The sequence below is a fragment of the Micromonospora sp. NPDC023869 genome, from assembly GCF_055559695.1.
In genome coordinates this window covers 113,899-135,342 of the sequence record NZ_JBVHKD010000016.1, presented here as the reverse complement: position 1 = coordinate 135,342, position 21,444 = coordinate 113,899, and the positions used below count along the sequence as shown (strand labels likewise).

The window sequence follows — 21,444 nt, the reverse complement described above, 5'->3', positions numbered from 1 at the left end:
GACGCCCGCAAGCACCGCGACACCCGCAAGCACCGCACGTTAGAAAGGGTCCCCTGCTATGCACCAGGCGATAGCAGGGGACCCTTCCTTACATCCGAGGATCAGGTGGCGCTGATGGTGCCGGTGAGCAGGAGGGCGAACACCAGCGTGCCGACCGCCACCCGGTAGAGCACGAAGACGTACAGGGTGTGGTGCGCGACGAAGCGCAGCAGCCAGGCGATGGCCGCGTACCCGACGACGAAGGCGATCAGCGTGGCGACCACCATCTGCGCCACGGTGGGCGCCGAGGTGCCCGGGGCCGCTGGTTCGAAGACGTCCCCGAGGCTGAAGATCCCGGACATCACCACCGCCGGGATGGCCAGCAGGAACGAGTAGCGGGCCGCCGTCTCCCGGGTCAGGTTGAGGAACAGACCGAAGGTCAGCGTCGCACCGGACCGGGACACCCCGGGGATCAGCGCCATCGCCTGGGCGAAACCCATCACCACGCCGTCGCGCATCCGGAAGTCCTTCAACGTCCGGGTCTGCCGGCCCCAGTACTCGGCGAAGGCCAGCACGAAGGCGAACACGATCAGGGTGGTGGCCACCACCCACAGGTTTCGGGCGGTCTCCCGGATCTGGTCCTTGAACAGGAAACCGAGCGCCCCGATCGGGATCGAGCCGACGATGACGTACCAGCCCATCCGGTAGTCGAGGCTGGAGCGTACGGAGGAGTCCCAGATGCCGACCGTCCAGGTACGGCCGATGCGCCAGATGTCCTTGGCGAAGTAGAGCAGCACGGCCGCTTCGGTGCCGAGCTGGGTGACCGCGGTGAACGACGCCCCGGCGTCACGGTCGAAGAAGATCGCCGAGGTGATCCGCAGGTGCCCCGACGAGCTGACCGGAAGGAACTCGGTCAGGCCCTGGACGATGCCCAGGACGATGGCTTCGATCCAGGTCACTCCCCGACTCCCGAGAGTTCCAGCGCCTCGGCGACGGTACGCAGGGTCTGCACCCCGCTGTCCCGGTCGCCGGCGAACAGGGTGACCGACAGGGTGGTGACGCCGGACTCGGCGTACTGGCGCATCCGCTCGGCGATCCGCTCCTTGGGGCCGAGCAGCGACGTCCGATCGATGAACTCCAGCGGCACCGCCGCCGCCGCGTCGCGCTGCCGCTTGGCCAGGTAGAGGTCCTGCACCTCGCGGGCGGCGTCGCCGTACCCCATCCGGGTCGCCAACTGGTTGTAGAAGTTCTGCTGCCGGCTGCCCATCCCGCCCACGTAGAGGGCGGCGTACCAGCGCACCAGTTGCGCGCACGAGTCGACGTCGTCGCCGACCACGACCGGCACGGACGGCACCACGTCGAACCCGGCCAGCTCCTTGCCGACCTTGGCCCGGCCGGCGCGTACCGCCGAGAGCTGTTCCTCGGCGAACTCGGGGGCGTAGAAGACGGCCAGCCAGCCGTCGGCGATCTCGCCAGCCAGCTCCAGGTTCTTCGGACCGACCGCGGCGAGGTAGATCGGGATGTGCTCACGCGGCGGATGGAAACCGAGCCGCAGCGCCTTGCCGGGACCGTCGGGCAGCGGCAGCTGGTAGAACTCGCCGTCGTAGGCGACCTCCTTGCGGGCCACCGCCAGCTTCACGATGTCCACGTACTCCCGGGTGCGGGCCAGCGGCTTGCCGAACCGTACGCCGTGCCAGCCCTCGGAGACCTGCGGGCCGGAGACGCCCAGGCCGAGCCGGAACCGGCCGCCGGAGAGCGCGTCGAGGGTCGCCGCGGTCATCGCGGTCATCGCGGGCGTACGGGCCGGGATCTGCATCACCGCGCTGCCGATGTCGATCCGCTCGGTCTGCCCGGCCATCCAGGAGAGCATGCTCGGCGAGTCGGAGCCGTACGCCTCCGCCGCCCACACCACCGAGTAGCCGAGTCGGTCCGCCTCCTGAGCCATGGCCAGATGATCCGCCGGCGTGCTCCAGGCTGTCTGGTATCCGAGGTTTAGCCCGAGTCGCACAGAGTCCTCCCCCATCCGCAGTCGCATCAGGTTACGCAATGCCGCCGAGCGCGACGATCACCGGCTCACCCGAATCGCCGTGCGTCTGGGCAGACTCGACGGGAGCGAGGATATCGGTTCGGCCCCCGTTCGAAATAAGGTTCACCCATGCAACAGCGACCGCTCGGCCGAAGCGGGCTGGCGGTTTCCCGGCTCGCGCTCGGCACCATGACCTGGGGCCGGGACACCGACGCCGACGACGCCGCTGCGCAACTGAAGAGCTACCTCGACGCGGGTGGCAACCTCATCGACACCGCCGACGTGTACGGCGACGGCGACGCCGAGTCGGTGATCGGCTCGCTGCTGGGCACGCTGGTGCCCCGCGACGACCTGCTCATCGCCACGAAGGCGGGGTTGCGCCCGGGTGGCGCCCGGCGTCGTGACGGCTCCCGGGGGCACCTGCTGCGCACGCTCGACGCCTCGCTGCGACGCCTGGGTACCGACCACGTCGACCTGTTCCAGGTGCACGGCTACGACCCGGACACCCCGCTGGAGGAGACCCTCGCGGCGCTGGACCACGCGGTGGCCAGCGGGCGGGTCCGCTACGTCGGCGTGTCGAACTTCTCCGGTTGGCAGACCGCCCGGGCGGCGGCCTGGCAGACGGCCTGGCCCGGACGTGCCCCGGTGGTCGCCGCGCAGGTGGAGTACTCCCTGCTGGAACGGGGTGTCGAGCGCGAGGTGCTGCCGGCCTGCGAGGCGCTCGGCCTGGGCGTGCTGCCCTGGTCGCCGCTGGGTCGGGGGGTGCTCACCGGCAAGTACCGGCACGGCCGCCCCGCCGACTCCCGGGCGGTGTCGCCCCATTTCGAGCGTTTCGTCGCCACCTACCTGGAGCCGCGCTGCTCCAGCATCGTGGAGGCGGTCGCCACCGCCGCCGGTGGCCTCGGGGTCTCCCCACTGGAGGTGGCGCTGGCCTGGATCCGGGACCGGCCCGGGGTGACCGCGCCGATCCTCGGCGCGCGGACCTCCGGGCAACTGCTCGGCGCCCTCCAGGTGGAGCGGATGACCCTGCCCGAGGAGATCACCACGGCGCTGGACGACGTCTCGGCCCTGGAGGTCGGCTACCCCGAACGCGACGGGTGACCCGCCGAACTGCCCGGAGGGTGGCGCGCGGCAGCTCCGAATGGGCAGCATAGGGCCTATGGACTACGAGTACGCGCCGCTGCGGTTACCGCCGAACGTCGACCGGTTGACCGCCGCCGCGCAACTGGCGATCCAGGCCGAGTACAGCGGGTGGGAGCTGGCCCGGGTGCGGCTGTTCCGCGACGGTACCCGCCAGGTGGTGCTGCGCCGCCGCCTGGCGAACGGCTCGCCGCAGCCCGGCCTGTCCTACTGACCGGCGGCGACCAGGGCCCACCCGGCGGTGGGTAGATCTGTTGCTGCTGCGGCGACAACAGACGTACCCACCACCGACGGACACGTGGGGTCAGTGCACGTGGTCGTGCTCGTCGTCGAGCTCCATGAACGGGTGCTCGTCGAGCCGGCCGACCAGCCGGTCGTCGGCCGCCGGCTGGAACGGGCCCACCGGGTCGTCGTCGTCGAACGACTCCAGGTCGACCGGGGTGCCGACCTCGCTGACCATCACCACGCCGTCGAGCGGCTCCAGCTCCGGCACGTCGAGCGCGCCGAGCGAGCCGTCGCCGCTCTGCAGCAGCTCCAGCACCGCCTCGCCGACGCCCTCCACCGGCGGCACCTGGTCCTCGCCGGGTGCGCCCTCGCGACGGGCCGCCTCGGCCACCCGGATCAGCGCGGAGACGCTGGGTACGCGGTAGTCGCGGCGCTGGCGTACCGAGATCACCTGCGGGTGCGGGTCGGTCGGCTCCACGCCCTCAGCGCCACCGAAACGCTGGTCGGCCTCGTTCGGGTCGATCGACTCGACGTCCCACGGGGTCACCTCGCCGAAGGCGTCCATGAGTTGCTCGTCGTAGGCGTACGACGCGTTGTTCAACGCGACGTACGCCTGCCACACGTCGTCGTCGTCGATCCGGCCCTCGGCGGCGCGGACGGCGGCCAGGTGGTGGCGGGCCGCTTCGATCACGCGCTCGAGTGCGGCTTCCAGCTCACCGTGCTGGTCGGTCATGAGGCGTCCCTCTCACTTACTAACAGGTGCGCAGGAACCGGTCGAGAACCCGCACGCCGAACTGTAGTCCGTCCACCGGTACCCGCTCGTCGATGCCATGGAACAGCGCGGAGAAGTTCAGGTCGGCCGGCAGTCGCAGCGGCGCGAAGCCGAAACACCGTACGCCGATCTGTGCGAAAGCCTTCGCGTCCGTGCCGCCGGAGAGCATGTACGGCACCGGCCGCGCACCCGGGTCCTCGGCGATGAGCGCGGCGGACATCGCCTCGACCAGGTCCCCGTCGAAGGTGGTCTCCAGGGCGGGCTGGCGTTGCACGTATTCGATGGCGATGTCCGGGCCGACCAGCTCGCGCATCTGCCGTTCCAGCAGCTCGGACTGGCCGGGCAGGCTGCGGCAGTCGATGGTGGCGCTGGCCCGGCCCGGGATCACGTTGTCCTTGTAGCCGGCGGCGAGTCGCGTCGGGTTGGCGGTGTTGCGGATGGTGGCGCCGATGATGTTGGCGATCGGGCCGAGCTTGGCGATGGCGGTCTCCGGGTCCTCCGGGTCCAGCTCGATGCCGAGCACCTCGGAGACCTCCTCCAGGAAGGCCCGCACGGTGTCGGTGACCACCACCGGGAAGCGATGCCGGCCGATCCGGGCCACCGCCTCGGCCAGCGCGGTCACCGCGTTGTCGTCGTGCACCATCGAGCCGTGCCCGGGCCGCCCCTTGGCGTGCAGCCGCAGCCAGTCGATACCCTTCTGCGCGGTTTCGATCAGATAGAGCCGCCGCGACTCGTCCACCGTGTACGAGAAGCCGCCGACCTCGCCGATGCCCTCGGTGCACCCGTCGAACAGCTCCCGGTGCCGGTTGACGAGGTAGTGCGCGCCGTACTCGCTGCCGGCCTCCTCGTCGGCGGTGTACGCGAGCACGATGTCGCGCGGCGGGCGGACGCCGGTGCGCTGCCAGTGGCGGACCACGGCGAGCACCATCGCGTCGAAGTCCTTCATGTCGATGGCGCCCCGGCCCCACAGGTAGCCGTCGCGCAGCTCGCCGGAGAACGGGTGCACCGACCACTCGTCGGCGTCGGCGGGCACCACGTCCAGGTGGCCGTGCACCAGCAGCGCGCCCCGGCTCGGGTCGGCGCCGGGGATCCGGGCGATCACGTTGGCCCGCCCGGGGGCGGACTCGTGGATCTCCGGGGTGATGCCGACCTCCGCGAGCTTCTCGGCGACGTACTCGGCGGCGAGTCGCTCTCCGACGCTGGTGGCGTTGTCGCCGGTGTTGGTGGTGTCGATGCGCAACAGGTCCCGGCAGAGGTCGACGACCTCGTCGGTCGGCGCGGGGAAGGCGGGGTGCGCGTCGCTCGTCATCGCCCCTTCATACCAGCAGGCCGTTTCGGCCCGGGTGAGTGCGGGTACTGCGCGCGCGTCCGAGTGCCATATCATCGTCGCTCCGCCTGCCCAGTCGAGGAGGGACCGTGTCCGTCCACCTGCCGCCGCTGCCACCGTCGACCGGTGACGGTTACCAGCCCGCCGGGCAGAGCATCGCCGCCACCATCGCCGAGGAGCACCAGGAGCTGCTGAGCCTGGCCCGGCGACTGGTCGAACCCGGCCCGGACCCCGCGCACGGCCGGGAGATCCTGGTCGCGGCGCTGTCCCGGCACCTGGCGGCCGAGGAGCAGTGCCTGCTGCCCGCCATCCGGCAGGCGCTGGCGGACGCCGACCAGCCGGTCGCCGACGTGCTGGCCGGTGACGCCGCGCTGCTGATGGCGCTGCGAGGGCTGGACGACGCCCGGCTGCCCATGGTGGCCGACCTGCTCGGCGCGCACGTGACGGCGGTCGACGCCCTGGTGCAGCGGCTCTGCGCGGCGGCCACCGAGGAGGAGCTGATCCGGCTCGGCAACCGGCTGGAGATCGCCGAGGAGGCCGCGCCGACCCGCCCGCACCCGGGGATCCCGCACACGCCCCCGTGGAACCGGATCGTGGAGCCGGCGGTGGCGCTGGTGGACAAGTTCCGGGACGCGGTCACCGGCCGGCACACCCAACTGAGCGAGGTCGCGGAGCCGCCGCAACGCTGAGTGACCCGCGACATGTTCATGGTCGTTGATCCGTCCGGGCCCTTCCGCCGGATGCTCCGTGGCCCTACCGTCACGCTATGAATCTGGAGTTGCGGCACCTGCGGGTGGTCTGCGCCATCGCCGAGACAGGCAGCGTCACCAAGGCGGCCTCCACGCTCGGCCTGGCGCAGCCGGCGCTGACCGCCCAGCTCCAGCGCATCGAGCGGACCCTCGGCGGGCCGCTGTTCGAACGGGACCGGCGCGGCGCCCGGCCGACCGCCCTCGGCGAGCTGGTGCTCGCCCGGGCACGGGTGCTGCTGCCGGCGATGAAAGGACTCCAGGACGAGGCGGCCCGGCTGGCCGGGGCCGGCGACGCCCCGCGCCGCTACCGCTTCGGCGGGGTGAACAGCCCGATCCTGGGCCGGCTGGTGCACCGGCTCGCCGCCGAACAGCCACAGGCCCAGATCACCACGTACGCGTCCTGGTCGGTCGACGAACTGGCGCAACTGGTCGCCGGTGGACGGCTGGACTACGCGTTGACTGGGGTGTGCGGCGACTCCACCCCGTCGGCGGACTACGGGTTGAGCTGGCGGGAGGTGGCCGTCGACCCGGTGATGGTGCTGTTGCCGGAGACCCATCCGCTGGCCGGGCGCAGCGAGGTGGCGTTGGCCGAGCTGCGGCACGAGCAGTGGGTGGCGGCACCGGGCGACGGCTGCTTCGGCGACTGTTTCGCCGCCGCCTGCGCCCGGGCCGGCTTCACCCCGCGCAAGCTGTACGAGGCCGACGTGCGCGGCTGCATCGACCTGGTGGACGCCGGGGAGGCGGTGGCGTTGTGCCAGGCCACGTTCCGGCCGGTGGCGGGGCTGGTGACCCGGCGACTGGCCGGCAGCCCGCTGCGCTGGCGGCTGATGCTGGGCTGGCACCCGGAGTCGCCCGCCGCCCGGATGGCCGAGCTGGTGCTGGACACGGCGCTGGTGGCGTACACGGACGCGCTGGCGCCGCATCCGGCGTACCTGGCCTGGCTGCTCGGTAATCCGGCCTTCGGGGTACGCCGCCCGGCGGCGACGGCCGACCGGGGGCTGCGAAGCGCCTGACGGGTGCGAACCGGCCGACGGCGGGTATGCGGCGCGACATGACCGACCTCTATCCCGCCGCCGACGACCGTGAGGTGCTGCGCCGCGCCGCCGCCGCGCACACCGCCGCCGTCCGGGAGGTGGAAGCGTTCCTGCGCCGGGTGCCGGAGGTGCCCGACCCGGCGGACCTGGCCGAGTACGCCAACCTGATCACCCGGGAGGAGCAGACCCGCGCCGAGCGTCAGGCCGCCGGTGAGGCCGTCGGCCTGACCATCGGCAGCCTGGAGAGCGAGTGACGCTCGGCCGGTGTGAAAGGAGGGGTCCCCTGCTAACGCCTCCGGCATAGCAGGGGACCCCTCCTCACACCACGCGCACCCCGCGCCCGCCCGAACCGGCGTCGGCGCACGACGAGGACGTCAGCGTTCGACGAGGACGTCGTGGCCGAGGTCGAGCAGGGAGTGCCGCCACTCGTCGTCGGCGTTGCCCCGGCGCGGCTTCTCCGCGGTCAGTGAGCGGATCCGCTCCACCGCCTCCCGCATCACCTCGACGTCCTCGGGCGTCAGGTCCACCTTGCGCTTGCGCAGCACGGCGAGGATCTGCCGGCCCGGCTCGGGCAGGTTCAGGTCCGGGTCGGGGCCGAACGCCTCCTCGCCGGAGCCCCGGGTCAGCAGCCACTGCCGTAGCTGCTCGGAGGGCACGTTGACCTCGGCGTGGAAGTCCTCCCAGAGCACCTCCACCTCGGGGTCGAGTCGCTGCTCGCGTGCCATCACGCCTCCTCTCCGGGCGGTGACCCGGCGTCGTCCGGGTGCCCCTCGTCGGTCTGCCCGCCCAGCCCCTCCGCCGGCACCTGCACCCGGGCCGGGTTGGCGGTCGGCGGCGCCAGGATCGGGTCGCTGCGTTCGTCGTCCCGGGCCTCGTCCGGTTCCGTCATCGCCTAGCCCTCTCCGATCGTCGGTGCCGGGCCGGTCAGCGGGGGTGGGTGGTGCTGGCCGTGGCGTGCCCACGCGCGCCGGCCGCCACGTCGAAGGCGAGCCGACCGTCCCGGGCGTCCACGGTGACCTTCTGACCGGGCGAGAGCTGCTGCTCCAGCAGCATCCGGGACAGGTGGTTGTCCACCTCCCGCTGGATCACCCGACGCAGCGGCCGGGCGCCGAACTCGGGCTGGTAGCCGTGCTCGGCCAGCCAGTCCACCCCGGCCGTGGTGAAGTCCACCTCGATGTCCTGGGCGTGCAGCCGCCGCCGGGTCTCCTCCAGCAGCAGGCCGGTGATCTGCCGCAACTGCTCGGCCTCCAGCCGGCGGAAGATGATGACCTCGTCGATGCGGTTGAGGAACTCCGGCCGGAAGTTCTCCTGGAGCCGACGCATCAGCCGCTCCCGCAGCTCGTCGCTCTCCTGTTCGCTGCCGGGCGCACCGGCGCCGAACCCGACCGCGCGCTGGCTGCCGGTGATCAGCTCCGAGCCCAGGTTGCTCGTCATGATCAGTACGGTGTTCTTGAAGTTCACCGTCCGCCCCTGGCTGTCGGTGAGCCGCCCGTCGTCGAGCACCTGCAACAGGATGTTGAAGACGTCGGGGTGGGCCTTCTCGATCTCGTCCAGCAGCACCACCGCGTACGGGCGGCGGCGCACCGCCTCGGTGAGCTGGCCGGCCTCCTCGTACCCGACGTAGCCGGGCGGGGCACCGACCAACCGGCTCACCGTGTGCCGTTCCTGGAACTCGCTCATGTCCACCCGCACCATCCGGTCGGCCTCACCGAACAGCGCCTCGGCCAGGGCCCGGCCGAGTTCGGTCTTGCCCACGCCGGTGGGGCCGAGGAAGAGGAAGCTGCCCATCGGCCGGTTCGGGTCGGCCAGGCCGGTCCGGGAGCGGCGGACCGCCTCGGCGACCGCCCCGACCGCGTCGTCCTGCCCGACGACCTTCTCGTGCAGTTGGCCCTCCAGGCGCAGCAGCCGGTCCCGTTCCTCCTCGGTGAGCTGGCTGGCCGGGATGCCGGTGGCCCGGGAGACCACCTCGGCGATCTCGTCCGGCCCCACCTCGGGCACCTGGTTGTCGTTGCCGTCCTCACCCCGGGCGCGCTGCACCTGCCGTTCCAGATCGGCGACCCGGTCGCGCAGCGTGGAGGCGCGCTCGTACTGCTCGTCGGCGACCGCCTGCTCCTTGTCCCGGCGTACCTCCTCGAGCTGCTGCTCCAGGTCGCGGACGTCGGCGGCGGGGGTACGGGTGCGCAACCGGACCCGGGCGCCGGCCTGGTCGATCAGGTCGATCGCCTTGTCGGGCAGGAAGCGGTCGGTGACGTACCGGTCGGACAGCTCGGCGGCGGTGACCAGCGCCTCGTCGGTGAACCGCACCTGGTGATGGGCCTCGTAGCGGTCCCGCAGACCGCGCAGGATGGCCACGGTGTCCTCGACGGTCGGCTCCGGCACGAAGACCGGCTGGAACCGTCGGGCCAGCGCGGCGTCCTTCTCGATGCTGCGGCGGTACTCGTCCAGCGTGGTCGCGCCGATCACCCGCAACTCGCCCCGGGCCAGAGCGGGCTTGAGCATGTTGGACGCGTCCATGCCGCCCTCGCTGCCCGCGCCGCCCGCACCGACCAGGGTGTGGATCTCGTCCAGGAAGATGATCAGCTCGTCGCGGTGCGCCCGGATCTCGTCGATCACCTTCTTCAGGCGTTCCTCGAAGTCGCCCCGGTAGCGGGTTCCGGCGACCAGCCCGGCCAGGTCGAGCTGGACGACCCGCTTGCCGAGCAGGGTCTGCGGCACGTCGCCGTCGCAGATCCGCTCGGCCAGGCCCTCCACGATCGCGGTCTTGCCGACGCCCGCCTCGCCGATCAGGACCGGGTTGTTCTTGGTCCGCCGGGACAGGATCTCCACCGCCTGCTCGATCTCGTCGGCGCGCCCGATCACCGGGTCGATCTGGTCGTTGCGGGCCAGGTCGGTGAGGTCCTGGCCGTACTGGTCGAGGGTGGGGGTGCCCCGGTCCGGTCGCGGGTTGGTCATCGGTCCGCGTTCGGCGTTGGCGGCCTGCAACGACTCCGGTTGGATCCGGCCCGCGGCGAGCATCCGGCCGGCCGGCGACTCCGGGTTGAGCGGCAACGCCATCAGGATGTGCTCGGGGCCGATGTAGTTCGCTCCCATCGCCCGGGAGAGCTGGTGGGCGTCGAGGAGCGCCCGCTTGGCTGCCGGGGTGAGCGACAGGTTGGGCGGCACGTCGCCCTGCGGGGCGCCGTCGGCGCGTCCGCCCAGCGCGTTGAGCAGCGTGTCCGGGTCGGCGCCGGCCCGGCGTACCAGGTCCCGCAGTGGCTCGCGTTGCAGCGCCGCCCAGAGCAGATGGTCGGTGTCCAGGTCGCTGCTCTGCTTCTGGGCGGCCCGGCGTGCCGCGTCGGCCAGCATCTCGCGGGCGTCGGCGGTCATCAGCCGGGTGATGTCGACCCGGTGCGCGGGACGTCGTCCGCCCTCGCCCCGGCCGAAGTACCGCGCCAGGAACTCGTCCCACGGGTCGGAGCCGAAGTCGCCGGGTCCAATCATCTCTGTCCTCCGCGGTCGGCGCGAGACGGTCGGCACGGGCTACCCGGCCCCAGGCCGGACAAACGCCACGGGCGGGCACCGGCCGGGGCGGCACCCCGTCGGGCGTGCCGGAGGGCAGGGCGCTCGGGTGGATGGCAGGGTGGGCGGATGGAGTCGACGCCGCTGCTGATCGTGGACGCCGCCAACGTCGTCGGGTCCCGCCCGGACGGCTGGTGGCGGGACCGGGCCGGGGCCACCGCCCGACTGCGGGACACGCTGGTTCCGGTGGGCGGGCGCGGCGTACCGCCGGAGGTGTCCCCACCGGTCGAGGTGGTGCTGGTGGTGGAGGGCGCCGCGCGGGACGTACCCGGCGTCGACGGGGTCCGGGTGGTCGCGGCCGACGGCTGCGGCGACGACGCCGTGGTCGAGCTGGTGGCCACCGGCGGCGACCGGCGACGGGTGGTGGTCACCGCCGACCGGGCGCTGCGGGACCGGGTCACCGCGCTCGGTGCGGAGGTGTACGGTCCGCGCTGGCTGCGCGGCTGACCGGGCGGGCGCGGCCGGGGCGGTCGCCCTGCGTGATCCTCCGACCCCGGGTCCCACGAATCGGACTCGCCGCGCCTGCGGTCGACAACCGGTCAGTAGGGCAGCAACACTGACAGGGTATGTTCGTCCCCCGACCGGCATAGGCTCTAATGGAGTCCTCCCCGCCCCCAGGAGGTTCCGCGTGGCGAGCGTCGCCGAGCTCAAGGCAGCCATCGATGTCGCGCTCCAGCAGATCGGTGACGGCCAGAGCGCCGTGCAGGCCGCCGGCGAGAAACTGGCCGAGGCGCAACAGACGTTGGCCGGCGCGTTGGAGGGCAGCGGCCACACCACCGTCGAGGCGGCCCAGGCGTCGTTGACGCAGGCCAGCCAGGAGTTGGAGGAGTGCCTCGCCGCGACGCTCGTCGCGGTCGAGCAGGCCCAGCAGTACGTCGCGACGCTGTAGGGGCGGGCGTGTCCATCGTCGAGGACGTCGGCGCACAGGTCCGGGCCGCCGCCGAGGATCTTCCCCTGGGTCTGCTCGGGCAGGCGCTGGAGAAGTTCGGGCTGGCCTCCGAGCGGCTGCGCTGGGTCCGGCAGGAGTCCGCCAACCCGTTGGGCGTGCCGGAGCTGTCCGCCGCCACCGAGCACGCCGAGACCGCCGGGTACGCGCTGCGCGTCGCCCAGGAGCAGCTCACCGCGTACCTGGCCGCGATCGGGCTGGCCCCCGACGGCGCCGCGCCGCCGCCGGTCGGTGACCAGGAGCGTCGCCCGGCCCACGACGCCCCCCGGGCCGTCGAGCCGGTGGCCGACGCCCCGGAGGCCCCCGGTGAGGTGCGGCTGCGCCGCTGGTGGTCGGTGCGGGTGGCGGAGCTGACCGGCGGCCGGGAGGGCCCGGCCGAGGAACCCGACGAGCGCATTACCGACTCGCAGGAGCTGCTACGCCGCGTGGTCCGCGGAGTCCGCTCCGGCGACCGCGACGGGCTGCACCGCGACCTGCGCGGCGCGCACGCCGACGTCGGTCTGGGGTTGGCCGCGGTGGCCCCGCCGATGCTGCGCGACCTCGCCGCCGAACTGCTCGGCCACCCGCCGCGCAGCGACGACCTGTCCCGGCTGCGCCGCGAGCTGGACGGCCGGGTCCGGGACCTGCTCCCCGGCCTGCCCGCCCCGGTGCTGGACACGCTGCTGACCCGGGTCTGCCGGATGCCTCCACCGCGCCGGGGCGAGGACGAACAGCCGCACGCCGCTGACCCGGCGGTCACCGCCGGGGTGCTCACCGGCGTCCTGCTCGACCGCCTCGGACGCGACCTGCCCGCCGACGACCGTGAAAGGAAGGGCCCCGTACTAACGCCTGAGGTAGTGAAGGGGTCCCCTGCTAACACCGGCGGCACACCCCGCGCGAGCACACCCCGCGCGAGCACGAACGGCGGTTCCAAGCCGGGCACCGCCGCCGCAAGACCGTTCGGCGGATTCCGTCCGGGTCGACCGGGACACGGTGTCGATGGCTGACCGGCGCAGCCAGCTGGTCGCCCGGGTCCGGGAACTGCTCGCCGAGGCGCTCGGCGCGTCCCGTGCCCGGTCCACCACGGCCCAGACGACGCTGGCCGCTGCCCGCGAGCGGGCGGTGCGGGTCCGTCGCGCCGCGGCCGGCGTACCGGAGCGGGTGGGCGCCGAACGGGACCGGCGGCTCGCCGAGATCGACGCCCGGCACACCTCGCGGCTGGCCACCCTCGCCCGGCGGGCCGCCGAGGCGGCGACCCGGGAGGCGCCGGGCGCCGGATCGGCGGACTGGCCAGGGTGGCGCCCCACTCCGGCGACCCGTGGCGAGCCACCGGGCGCCACCCGGGTGGGCACCATCCGGCTGCCCGACGCCGAGCCGGTGCCGGCGCTGGTGTCGCTGCTCGACGGTGGACACGTCGCGCTCGACGGCGACCCGGAAGGCTGCGCCGCCGTGGTGTCGGCACTGCTGCTGCGCAGCCTCGGCCGGGCCGCGCCCGGCACCGTCCGGGTGGTCGGCTACGACCCGGACCAGCTCGGCGGCGGGCTCGCCGGGTTCGCCCCGCTGGGCACCGCCGGGCTGCTCACCTTCGTCGGCCCCGGTGGCCTGGGCCGGTTGCTGGACGACCTGGTGGAGCAGATCCGCCGGATCAACGAGACGGTGCTCGCCGGTGAGCACGCCTCGCTGCGGGAGCTGGCCGCCGCGACCGGCCGTCGGCCGGAGCCGTGGCGGGTGGCGGTGCTGCTCGGCGGCGACGAGCTGTCCCGGCACGAACGCGGCCAGCTCGACCGGGTGGTACGCGCCGGGGTGGCCTGCGGCGTCCACCTGATCGTGCGCGGGGTGCCGCTGCCCGACGACGCGGCGCTGACCCGGATCGCGGTCACCGCCGACGGCGCCCGGGTCGGCACCCTGCCGGTACGCCTCGACCCGCCGCCGCCGGCCACCCTGGTCACCGAGACCTGCCGACAGATCGCCTCGGTGGTCAGCGCCGGTCCGGCACCCACCCCCTTCACCGACCTGCTGCCGCCTGCGGAGCAGATGTGGCAGGAGGATTCGGCGACCGGGTTGACCGCGCCGATCGGCGAGGGGCCGCAGGGCCGGCCGGTGCTGCTGACCCTCGGTGACTATCCGCCGCACGCGTTGATCGGTGGCCCGTCCGGCACCGGCAAGACCAACCTGATCTTCGCCTGGATCGGTGCGCTCGCCGCCCGCTACTCCCCCGCCGAGCTGGAGTTCTATCTGCTCGACTTCAAGGAGGGGGTGTCCTTCGCCCGGTTCGCCAAGGGACGGCGGGACCCGAGCTGGCTGCCGCACATGCGGCTGGTCGGCATCAACGTCAACACCGACCGTGAGTTCGGCCTGGCGTTGCTGCGCTTCCTCGCCGAGGAGCTGCGCCGACGGGCCGACGCGGCGAAGAAGCACGAGGTCACCAAGCTGGCCGAGCTGCGCACGGTGGACCCGACCGGGCACTGGCCCCGGATCGTGGCGGTGGTCGACGAGTTCCAGATGCTGCTGGCGGGCCGGGACGCGGTGGCCCGGGAGGCGGCCGACCTGCTGGAGGACCTGGCCCGTCGGGGCCGCTCGCAGGGCATCCACCTGGTGCTGGCCTCGCAGGACGTACGCGGCATCGAGGCGCTGTGGGGCCGTCCGGCGTTGGTCGCCCAGTTCACCCTGCGCATCGCGCTGCCCAAGGCGCTGCGCATCCTCGCCGAACGCAACGACGCCGCGCAGTCGTTGCCGAAGTTCCACGCGGTGGTCAATGCCGAGTCGGGGCTGCCGGAGGGCAACGAGGTGGCCCGGATCCCGTCGGCCAGTGAGTGGGAGACCTGGAGCGAGTTGCAGCACCGGCTGTGGCGGATGCGCCCGGCCGAGGCGGCACCGGCCCGTCTCTTCGACGGCGACGCGATCCCGAGGCTGGCCGAGGCGCCGGACTTCCGGGCGCTGACCCCGCCGGAGGTCGGTACGCCGCGCGGCCCGGTCGCGCTGCTCGGCGAGATCATCGACGTGCAGGCCCGGTCGGCGGCGCTGCGGCTGCCCCGCGCCCCCGGACGCAACCTGGCGGTGCTGGGTACCCGGATCGACGAGGCGTGTGCGGTGCTGGACGCGGCGGCCCGCTCGTTGGCCCGGCAGCATCGGCCCGGCACCGCCCGGTTCTCCATCGCCTGCCTGGACCCGGACGCCGACCCGGCGGCCAGGGCGCTCTACGAGGACCTCGCCGACGACGCGGCCTGGTACGACGAGGAGACGGTGGCCGAGCTGATGGCCGAGACCGCCGCGGGCATCGGTGGGCCGGGCAGCGGCGGCGCCCCGCACTATCTGCTGCTGTTCGCCGTCGACGCGGCGTCGGGCGCGCTCGCCGCCAAGGCCGGCAGGTCCACCGGGCTGGAACACCTGCGAAGGATCCTGCACGACGGCCCGGAACGGCGTACCCACGTGCTGGCCTGGTGGCGGGGGGTGGCGCGGATGAAGGCCGACCTGGGTGGCACCGGCGCCCGCACCGACCAGATCGGCGCCTGGGTGGCCCTGGACACCCACGGCGGGGACCTGAGCGGGCCGTTGTATCCGGGCAGCGGCGGGCCGGACTGGTATCCCCGGCCGTGGCGGGGACTCTTCTTCGACCGGGCGGTGCACCGTACCGGGCAGACCATCATCCCCTACGGACCGGCCCGATGAACGAACCGGTGACCAGTGAGACCTACGCGGCCCAGCTCCGGCGGCTCGCCGAGCTGACCGCCCGGGTGCGGGAGCAGCGTGCCGAGGCGAACGCCTGGTACGACCAGCAGTGCGCGGCGGCCGACCGGGCGGTGGCCGAGTCGGCCGACGAGGTCAACCGGGCCGAGCGGGAGCTGGCCGCGGCCCGTGAGTCGCAGGAGCTGGTGGACGCCGAGTCGGCGGTGCTGTGGCAGGAGCTGAACAGCCGGCTGGGCGGTGGCGGGCGGCGGGCGGGCACGCCACCGGCACCGGACCTGGAGGCCGCCGGCGACCCGATGCCGCTGCTGGACACCGCGCGGGACTTGCTGCGCCGCACCCGCCAGCCGGGCGAGTTGCCGAACAGCGTGAACCCGCTGCTGGCACTCTGCGGAGTGGTCGGCGGGGTTCTCGCGTACGCGCTGGGTGCGTCCGCCCGGGCGCTGGGTGGGCGTGCCGACGGTGAGCTGGCCGTGGGTCTGCCGGTGCTGGCGCTGGTGCTGTCGCTGCTCGGTCCGGTGATCGGGCTGGTACCGGCCCGGGTGATCGCCGACCGGCGGCACGCGGTGCTGAGCCCGCGTCCGGTGATCGTGGTGGTCGCCGCCGGCCTGGTCACCACGCTGCTCCTGCTGATCGTGACCTGAGTCGGCCGGCGGCCCCCGCCGTGACCGGGCCCGGTGGCCCCGCCGCGTCGTGACCGGCCCGGGTGGTCACGACGTCGACGAGGCCCGGGGCGCGGCCCGGGGTGTGCGATCAGGCGGGGACCAGGACGGCCTCGCGCAGCAGGCGGCGGGTCAGGGTGAGACGGTCGGCGTCGTCGTCGAGGCCGGGCAGGTCACCGACCCGGACGGCCTCCCCCGCGAGCAGCACCCGCAGCGCCGGAGCGCACTGCGCGGGCAGCGTGACGGTGCGGTCGAACAGCCGCAGCACCACCTGCTCGCCGTGCTCGTCGAGCTGTCGACGCAGTCCGGGACGGACGGTGACCCGACTGTCGGCGTCCAGCGCGGCGATCGCGGCGGCCTGCGCGAGCGGTCGCAGCGGCGCCGGACGCGACGCCGGCCAGGCGCGCTGCCGCAGTCGGGCCGCGACCTCGGTCGGGTCCGCCCGCAGCAACCAGTCGCGCAGCGCCTCCACGGTCTCGGTCAGCTCCGGCTCGATGGCGTCCGGGTCGGCCAGGTCGGTGCCGAACGGCAGGGTGGCCCGCAGCCGTCGGTCCTCGGCGGCCAGCGCGAGCAACTCCTCCACCATGGCGTACCGGGTCAGCGCGCGGATGCCGACGGTCAGGTGCAGGGAGCTCGCGTCCTGGGCCTGGGCGCTGTGCAGCCAGCCCCGGGGCAGATAGAGCGCGTCTCCTGGTTCGAGCACCACGTCGAGTGCGGGTTCGCCCGCAGCGGTGGCGGTGACCTCGTCGGCCCGGCCGCCCCACTGCTGGCGTTCCAGCGGATCGGGCAGCACCGGCGGGTGAATGCGCCAGTGCTTGCGGCCGTCGACCTGGAGCACGAAGACGTCGTGGGTGTCGTAGTGGGTGGCGAAGCCCTGGTTGCCCGCCGGCGTCAGATAGGCGTTGACCTGCATCGGCTGGCCGACGGCCAGGCTGAGGTCACGGGTGAAGTCGATCAGCGCCGGCCAGGTGCGGTGCAGGCCCTGCAGGACGAGGGTGGCCCCGTCGGCGTACAACCGCATGACCTTCTCGTCGAGGACCTGGTCGCCGATCTCGGCGCCGGCACCGCCGCCGCCGGTGTAGCGCGCCGCCGGCAGCACCTGGCCGTCCTTGGCCACCCGCAGGAAGGGGGTACGCAGACCGCGCCGACTGAGCAGCTCGTCGGCGTCGGCGGGGCTGAGCAGGTCGGTGAAGCCCACCGGATTGGGCAGCTCGGCGGCGCGGGACAGCAGCGGGGTCTGCCCCCAGTGCGCGGCGGCGAACTTGGCCGGCTCGACACTGACGCACCGGGCCAACGCCGCCTCGGCGGTCGACGCCGATCCGCTGCCGGGTGCCGCCGCCTCGGCGACTCCATGCGGGGCTGCGGTGTCGCGGGGTGCCGCTTCCGGGGGTACGGACGGGACCGCCGGGCGGCCGTGGCCGCCCGGCGGGTCGAGTCGCGTCATCGCCTATCGCGCGGCGCCGTCGGCGCCACCGTCGTGCTGGCCCGGAGTCGCGCCGCCGTCGGCCGGACCCTCGGCGCTGCCGTCCGCGCCACCGTCGTGCTGGCCCGGAGTGGCCCCGCCGTCGGCCGGACCCTCGGCGCTGCCGTCCGCGCCACCATCGTGCTGGCCCGGAGTGGCCCCGCCGTCGGCCGGACCCTCGGCGCTACCGTCCGCGCCACCATCGTGCTGGCCCGGGGTCGCCCCGCCGTCGGCCGGACCCTCGAGCCCGCCGCCGCTGCTGGTCTGCATGTCATCGTCGTTGAGTGGCATCGTGCTCCCTCGGATCAACCCGCCCCCGCCGTTGGTCGGGTGCGTCGTGCGGCGGGTGTTACCCCGCGCCCGATCTTCTCTAACCACACTGCACCCCACCGTAGACGCCGGAACCTGTCCACACGTGCCGTTCCTGGGTGCGGCGGGTGGCAGGATGGACGGACCCGACCGGATGGAGGTGCCGATGGACACGCCGCTGACCCCGGTGACCGAGGACTGGCAGCGTGCGCTGGCGATCGTGGCGCACCCGGACGACCTGGAGTTCGGTGCCGCCGCCGCGATCGCCCGCTGGACCGGCCAGGGCAAGCAGGTGGTGTACTGCCTGGTGACCAGCGGCGAGGCGGGCATCGACGGGATGGCTCCGGAGCAGGCCCGCACGGTACGCGAGCAGGAGCAGCGCGTCTCGGCGGAGCTGGTCGGCGTGGACGTCGTCGAGTTCCTCGGCCTGCCCGACGGGATCCTGGAGTACGGCGTACCGCTGCGGCGGGAGCTGGCGGCCGTGGTGCGTCGGCACCGCCCGGAGATCGTCATCACGAACAACTTCCGGGAGACCTGGGACGGCGCGGTCACCCTCAACCAGGCCGACCACATCGCCGTGGGCCAGGCCACGCTGGACGCGGTCCGGGACGCCGGCAACCGGTGGATCTTCCCGGAGCAGTTGACCGACGGGATCGAGCCATGGGGTGGCGTACGTCAGGTGTGGGCGGCCTCGTCGCCGCGCGCCGAGCACGGGGTGGACACCACCGAGACGTTCGCGCAGGGGGTGGCGTCGCTGCAGGCGCACGAGGCGTACCTGACCGGGCTGGGTGACGGCAGCTTCGACGCCGAGGAGTTCCTGGAAGGCGGCGCGCGGCCGGTGGGGAGCCGGTTGGGCGTGCGCTACGGCACCTCGTTCGAGGTGTTCCACTTCGACCTCTGGTAGCCGACCGGCCCGCTCCACGCGCGGTGGGGCGGGCCGGTGCTGCCGGTGTCCGGGTCAGGGCATGATCTGGGCGAGGTCGTCGGGCATGGTGTCCTTCACCTCGTCCCACTCGCCCTGCGTGATGTGCCGACGCAGGGTGTCCAGCACCACCTGGACCACGCGCTCCGGGCCGCCCTGCACGTCGTACGGGAAGCCCTGGCGGACCTCGTACAGGAAGTCGTCCCGGTTCAGCTTGATCGGTACGTCGGAGGGCTGCCAGCCCTCGAAGTAGATGCCGCGCACCACCATCGGCAGCTGGGCGGAGAACTCCACGCTCTCCTGCACCGGCATCCGGTCGCGCAGCAGGTGCAGCACCGTGCGCAGCGCCGCGTACGACTGGTTGCGCTGCGCCTTGGGCCACCCGTACGCCTGCTCGATGTCCTTGAGGATCAGGATGGTCTTGTCCATCGAGGACTCGACCGCCGACTCGAACCGCTCAGACATCAGTCCACCCCCGTAGGTCGGTCTCCCACCGTCGGTCGTCGTGCCGTCGCGGCGGCCCCACCGGGCCGCCCCGGGGCCGTACCGGGCTGCTCCCGGCTCGTGGCGCCCGCCGGGCCTGGCCGGACGCGCCGACGACCCGCAGCACCGCGCCCTGTCGCCGCCGTCGTACCACCCGAGCCGTCATCGCCCACCACCTCCGCGGTGTCGCCCAAACCAACGCCCAACACCCCCACCCTCCCCACCCCCCGGGTGACCCACCCTCACCCCCACCGGATGACCCCACCCCGCCCTCGGCCCGCCGGCCCGGCCCCGCCCGGCCCCCCGCGAGTTGATCAAGGAGTTTGGGCGCTCATTCCGCACTCGCCAGGCCCCAAACTTCTTGATCAACCAGGCGGCCAGGTCGCCGTCGAACCAGGAGGCGTGCCGGAACTCGAAGACCGGCCGCAGCGGCGCGCAGCGCCGGCTGACCTCCAGCAGGTACTGCTTGTTGTCCCGTCGGAAGGTGAACCAAGGCGGGAACTGGAACAGCAGCGCACCGAGCTTGCCCGCCCGGACCAGCGGGTCGAGAGCGCTGAGGAAGCGGGTCCAGACCTCCTCGTACGCCTGTCGGGGCAGGTCGTCCGGATAGAGGTGCGTTTGTCGGTGACCGGCCGCAGGTCCTTGTAGATCGCGCTGGGCCGGGTGGGATGGCCGGTCAGCAGGCTGAACGCCTTCACGTTGAAGGTGAAGCCGTCCGGGGTGCGCTCGGCCCACAGCCGGGCGGTGCGCTCGGCCGGCGGCGAATAGTACGTGGCGTCCACCTCGACCAGCGGGAACTGCGGGGCGTAGTAGGCCAGCCGCTTCTCCGGCGTGTCGGCGGTCTGCGGATACCAGCCGGAGTCCAACAGGGTCCGGTCGGTCCAGGAGGCGGTACCCACCTTGATCTCGCCCATCGGTGGGGTCCCCGCCGCGTCCCGGACCGACCGGTCGCCGCCGGCTCAGGCAGCCCGACGCTCGCGGGTCTGCTTGCAGGTCACGCAGGTGGTCGCCGACGGGAAGATCTCCAGCCGCTCCACCGGGATCGGCGAGGTGCAGCCCTCGCAGAAGCCGTACGTGCCCTCGGCGAGACGCGTCAGCGCGTGCTCGTACTGGGCGCGCCGGTCGAGGATGGTCCGCAGCAGTGACTGCGCGGTGTCCCGCTCGGCGGTCTTGGTGCCGCTGTCGGCCTGGTCGTCGCCGGCGGTGTCGCCCACCTCGACCAGCCGCAGCACGTGGCTCTGCTGCACCGCCTGCTCGTACTCCGCGGACAGCTCGTCGTGGCGGGCCTGCAGGGAGAGTCGGATCTGGTCGATCTCCGCCTGGGATCGGCCCGTGCCGACCGTGTCGTGGACGAGCATCGCTGCCTGCCTTTCCTGAGCCTCGTCAGTCATCGCGGGCGGAAGGCTCCCCACCCGGTCATACCGCCCAGGCGAGGACTCCCGGGCGCCGTGAGCCCCGCGAGTACCCCGCACGTCAGCAGGTCAAACCGAGAGGTCGTCGGATTCCACGATCGCGGGACGGCGCGGGTCGTCGGCCCGTACCACCAGATCGGCGAAGACGGCGGGGGCGACCTCGTCGGCGTACCGGTCGAACGCGGGCAGCGTCCAGGCCAGGTCGGGGTCGGTACGGCGGCGCAGCGCGCCGGGCGAGAGTTCCAGGTGGACGACGACGTCGAAGGGCAGTCCGCCGCCGAGCAGGAAGGTGCCGCTGACCAGCACCACCCCGCCGGGCGGCAAGGTGACGTAGTCGGCGCGGCTGGCCCGGTCGGCGCGGGCGTCCCAGAGCGAGGGCAGCAGGCGGCCGGTGCCGTCCGGCCCGGCCGGGTCGAGCACCTCGCGGCGCAGGCCGGCCTCGTCGACCCAGCCCTCGTAGTAGGCGTCCGGATTGGTCCGTCCGCGCTCCAGGCGTACCGAGGCGGGGCGGAGGAAGTCCTCGGCCCGGACGTGCAGCACCGGGCGGCCGAGGGCGCGCAGCGGGTCGATCAGGGCGGTGGCCAGCTCGTCGGGGCGGGCGGCGGGAGCGCCGTCCAGGGCCACCCGCAGCCGTCGGGGCGGCGCGGCGGAGGCGAACCGTTCAGCCAGTTCGGCGACGAGCAGCTCGGGCGAGACCGGACGCACACGCATCCGACCATCGTGCCCGGTCGCCGTCGGGCGTTCCGGGTGACCCGGCCGGCGGTCGCGCTGCCGG

General features: G+C 73.4%; 23 protein-coding genes and 1 pseudogene. 11 read left to right on the top strand and 13 right to left on the bottom strand.

Annotated elements, in window-relative coordinates:
* Positions 1-101: 101 nt before the first annotated feature.
* Together ACZ31C_RS29990 and ACZ31C_RS29985 are read right to left on the bottom strand one after the other, a co-directional pair.
* Positions 102-938 (bottom strand): undecaprenyl-diphosphate phosphatase, encoded by an 837-nt coding sequence (locus ACZ31C_RS29990; RefSeq protein WP_396747787.1) that lies wholly within the window; start codon positions 936-938, stop codon positions 102-104.
* The gene (locus tag ACZ31C_RS29985; RefSeq protein WP_350697386.1) at positions 935-1,987 is read right to left on the bottom strand and encodes an LLM class F420-dependent oxidoreductase; all 1,053 of its coding nucleotides are present in this window, start codon (positions 1,985-1,987) and stop codon (positions 935-937) included. The genes ACZ31C_RS29990 and ACZ31C_RS29985 overlap by 4 nt, the downstream gene beginning before the upstream one ends.
* A gap of 147 nt (positions 1,988-2,134) precedes the next feature.
* On the opposite strand from ACZ31C_RS29985, the gene ACZ31C_RS29980 reads away from it, so the two are divergent.
* Positions 2,135-3,106 (top strand): aldo/keto reductase, encoded by a 972-nt coding sequence (locus ACZ31C_RS29980; RefSeq protein ID WP_350697385.1) that lies wholly within the window; start codon positions 2,135-2,137, stop codon positions 3,104-3,106.
* A 58-nt stretch (positions 3,107-3,164) separates the two neighbouring features.
* A complete protein-coding gene (locus tag ACZ31C_RS29975) occupies positions 3,165-3,359 on the top strand; it encodes a DUF5703 family protein (RefSeq protein ID WP_396747781.1) in 195 nt (64 codons plus the stop codon).
* A gap of 90 nt (positions 3,360-3,449) precedes the next feature.
* Here the strand turns inward: ACZ31C_RS29975 and ACZ31C_RS29970 are convergent, their stop codons facing one another.
* Together ACZ31C_RS29970 and ACZ31C_RS29965 are read right to left on the bottom strand one after the other, a co-directional pair.
* Positions 3,450-4,103 carry a hypothetical protein gene (locus ACZ31C_RS29970; RefSeq protein ID WP_350697383.1) on the bottom strand — a complete coding sequence of 218 codons (654 nt, stop codon included), beginning with the start codon at positions 4,101-4,103 and terminating at the stop codon, positions 3,450-3,452.
* Between the two features lie 19 nt (positions 4,104-4,122).
* On the bottom strand, positions 4,123-5,451 hold the full coding sequence (locus tag ACZ31C_RS29965; protein WP_465798122.1) for a M20/M25/M40 family metallo-hydrolase: 1,329 nt from the start codon (positions 5,449-5,451) through the stop codon (positions 4,123-4,125).
* Between the two features lie 107 nt (positions 5,452-5,558).
* On the opposite strand from ACZ31C_RS29965, the gene ACZ31C_RS29960 reads away from it, so the two are divergent.
* The 3 genes from ACZ31C_RS29960 (at position 5,559) to ACZ31C_RS29950 (ending at position 7,506) form a co-directional block, all read left to right on the top strand.
* The gene (locus tag ACZ31C_RS29960; protein WP_465798121.1) at positions 5,559-6,158 is read left to right on the top strand and encodes a hemerythrin domain-containing protein; all 600 of its coding nucleotides are present in this window, start codon (positions 5,559-5,561) and stop codon (positions 6,156-6,158) included.
* A 77-nt stretch (positions 6,159-6,235) separates the two neighbouring features.
* A complete protein-coding gene (locus ACZ31C_RS29955; protein WP_396747772.1) occupies positions 6,236-7,231 on the top strand; it encodes a LysR family transcriptional regulator in 996 nt (331 codons plus the stop codon).
* Positions 7,232-7,269: 38 nt separating this feature from the next.
* Positions 7,270-7,506, top strand: coding sequence for a hypothetical protein (locus ACZ31C_RS29950; protein WP_131053341.1), 237 nt, complete (start codon positions 7,270-7,272; stop codon positions 7,504-7,506).
* Between the two features lie 120 nt (positions 7,507-7,626).
* On the opposite strand, the gene ACZ31C_RS29945 is transcribed toward ACZ31C_RS29950, so the two are convergent.
* Genes ACZ31C_RS29945 through ACZ31C_RS29935 form a run of 3 tightly spaced genes read right to left on the bottom strand, consistent with a single transcriptional unit; the run spans position 7,627 to position 10,732 of the window.
* Positions 7,627-7,977, bottom strand: coding sequence for a DUF3140 domain-containing protein (locus ACZ31C_RS29945; RefSeq protein ID WP_396747769.1), 351 nt, complete (start codon positions 7,975-7,977; stop codon positions 7,627-7,629).
* Positions 7,977-8,141 carry a hypothetical protein gene (locus ACZ31C_RS29940; protein WP_350697378.1) on the bottom strand — a complete coding sequence of 55 codons (165 nt, stop codon included), beginning with the start codon at positions 8,139-8,141 and terminating at the stop codon, positions 7,977-7,979. Before ACZ31C_RS29940 ends, ACZ31C_RS29945 begins: the two co-directional genes overlap by 1 nt.
* A gap of 35 nt (positions 8,142-8,176) precedes the next feature.
* On the bottom strand, positions 8,177-10,732 hold the full coding sequence (locus ACZ31C_RS29935) for an ATP-dependent Clp protease ATP-binding subunit (RefSeq protein WP_465798120.1): 2,556 nt from the start codon (positions 10,730-10,732) through the stop codon (positions 8,177-8,179).
* Between the two features lie 147 nt (positions 10,733-10,879).
* Here ACZ31C_RS29935 and ACZ31C_RS29930 point away from each other — a divergent pair, with 147 nt between their 5' ends.
* The 5 genes from ACZ31C_RS29930 to ACZ31C_RS29910 all read left to right on the top strand — a co-directional run bounded on the left by ACZ31C_RS29930 (position 10,880) and on the right by ACZ31C_RS29910 (position 16,063).
* A complete protein-coding gene (locus ACZ31C_RS29930; RefSeq protein ID WP_465798119.1) occupies positions 10,880-11,257 on the top strand; it encodes a hypothetical protein in 378 nt (125 codons plus the stop codon).
* Between the two features lie 181 nt (positions 11,258-11,438).
* A complete protein-coding gene (locus tag ACZ31C_RS29925) occupies positions 11,439-11,699 on the top strand; it encodes a hypothetical protein (RefSeq protein ID WP_131053345.1) in 261 nt (86 codons plus the stop codon).
* A gap of 8 nt (positions 11,700-11,707) precedes the next feature.
* Positions 11,708-12,742, top strand: a complete 1,035-nt coding sequence (locus ACZ31C_RS29920; RefSeq protein WP_465798118.1) for a hypothetical protein — start codon at positions 11,708-11,710, stop codon at positions 12,740-12,742.
* Positions 12,735-15,404, top strand: coding sequence for an FtsK/SpoIIIE domain-containing protein (locus ACZ31C_RS29915; RefSeq protein WP_465798117.1), 2,670 nt, complete (start codon positions 12,735-12,737; stop codon positions 15,402-15,404). Before ACZ31C_RS29920 ends, ACZ31C_RS29915 begins: the two co-directional genes overlap by 8 nt.
* Complete coding sequence (locus tag ACZ31C_RS29910; protein WP_465798116.1) at positions 15,401-16,063, top strand: hypothetical protein; 663 nt, start codon at positions 15,401-15,403, stop codon at positions 16,061-16,063. Before ACZ31C_RS29915 ends, ACZ31C_RS29910 begins: the two co-directional genes overlap by 4 nt.
* 109 nt (positions 16,064-16,172) lie before the next feature.
* On the opposite strand, the gene ACZ31C_RS29905 is transcribed toward ACZ31C_RS29910, so the two are convergent.
* Positions 16,173-17,525, bottom strand: a complete 1,353-nt coding sequence (locus tag ACZ31C_RS29905; RefSeq protein WP_465798115.1) for a cupin domain-containing protein — start codon at positions 17,523-17,525, stop codon at positions 16,173-16,175.
* Between the two features lie 3 nt (positions 17,526-17,528).
* Positions 17,529-17,834, bottom strand: a complete 306-nt coding sequence (locus ACZ31C_RS29900; protein ID WP_465798114.1) for a hypothetical protein — start codon at positions 17,832-17,834, stop codon at positions 17,529-17,531.
* A gap of 154 nt (positions 17,835-17,988) precedes the next feature.
* Here ACZ31C_RS29900 and ACZ31C_RS29895 point away from each other — a divergent pair, with 154 nt between their 5' ends.
* Entirely contained in the window at positions 17,989-18,756 is a 768-nt protein-coding gene (locus ACZ31C_RS29895) for a PIG-L deacetylase family protein (RefSeq protein ID WP_465798113.1), read from the top strand.
* Positions 18,757-18,810: 54 nt separating this feature from the next.
* On the opposite strand, the gene ACZ31C_RS29890 is transcribed toward ACZ31C_RS29895, so the two are convergent.
* From ACZ31C_RS29890 to ACZ31C_RS29875, 4 genes and pseudogenes are all read right to left on the bottom strand, one after another.
* The gene (locus ACZ31C_RS29890) at positions 18,811-19,239 is read right to left on the bottom strand and encodes a DUF2267 domain-containing protein (protein ID WP_396747742.1); all 429 of its coding nucleotides are present in this window, start codon (positions 19,237-19,239) and stop codon (positions 18,811-18,813) included.
* A 393-nt stretch (positions 19,240-19,632) separates the two neighbouring features.
* Positions 19,633-20,171: pseudogene (locus ACZ31C_RS29885) on the bottom strand (DUF72 domain-containing protein); the annotation flags it as partial.
* 45 nt (positions 20,172-20,216) lie between these two features.
* Positions 20,217-20,615 (bottom strand): TraR/DksA family transcriptional regulator, encoded by a 399-nt coding sequence (locus ACZ31C_RS29880; protein WP_350697400.1) that lies wholly within the window; start codon positions 20,613-20,615, stop codon positions 20,217-20,219.
* A 123-nt stretch (positions 20,616-20,738) separates the two neighbouring features.
* The gene (locus tag ACZ31C_RS29875) at positions 20,739-21,380 is read right to left on the bottom strand and encodes a nucleoside/nucleotide kinase family protein (protein ID WP_465798112.1); all 642 of its coding nucleotides are present in this window, start codon (positions 21,378-21,380) and stop codon (positions 20,739-20,741) included.
* Between the last annotated feature and the right edge of the window lie 64 nt (positions 21,381-21,444).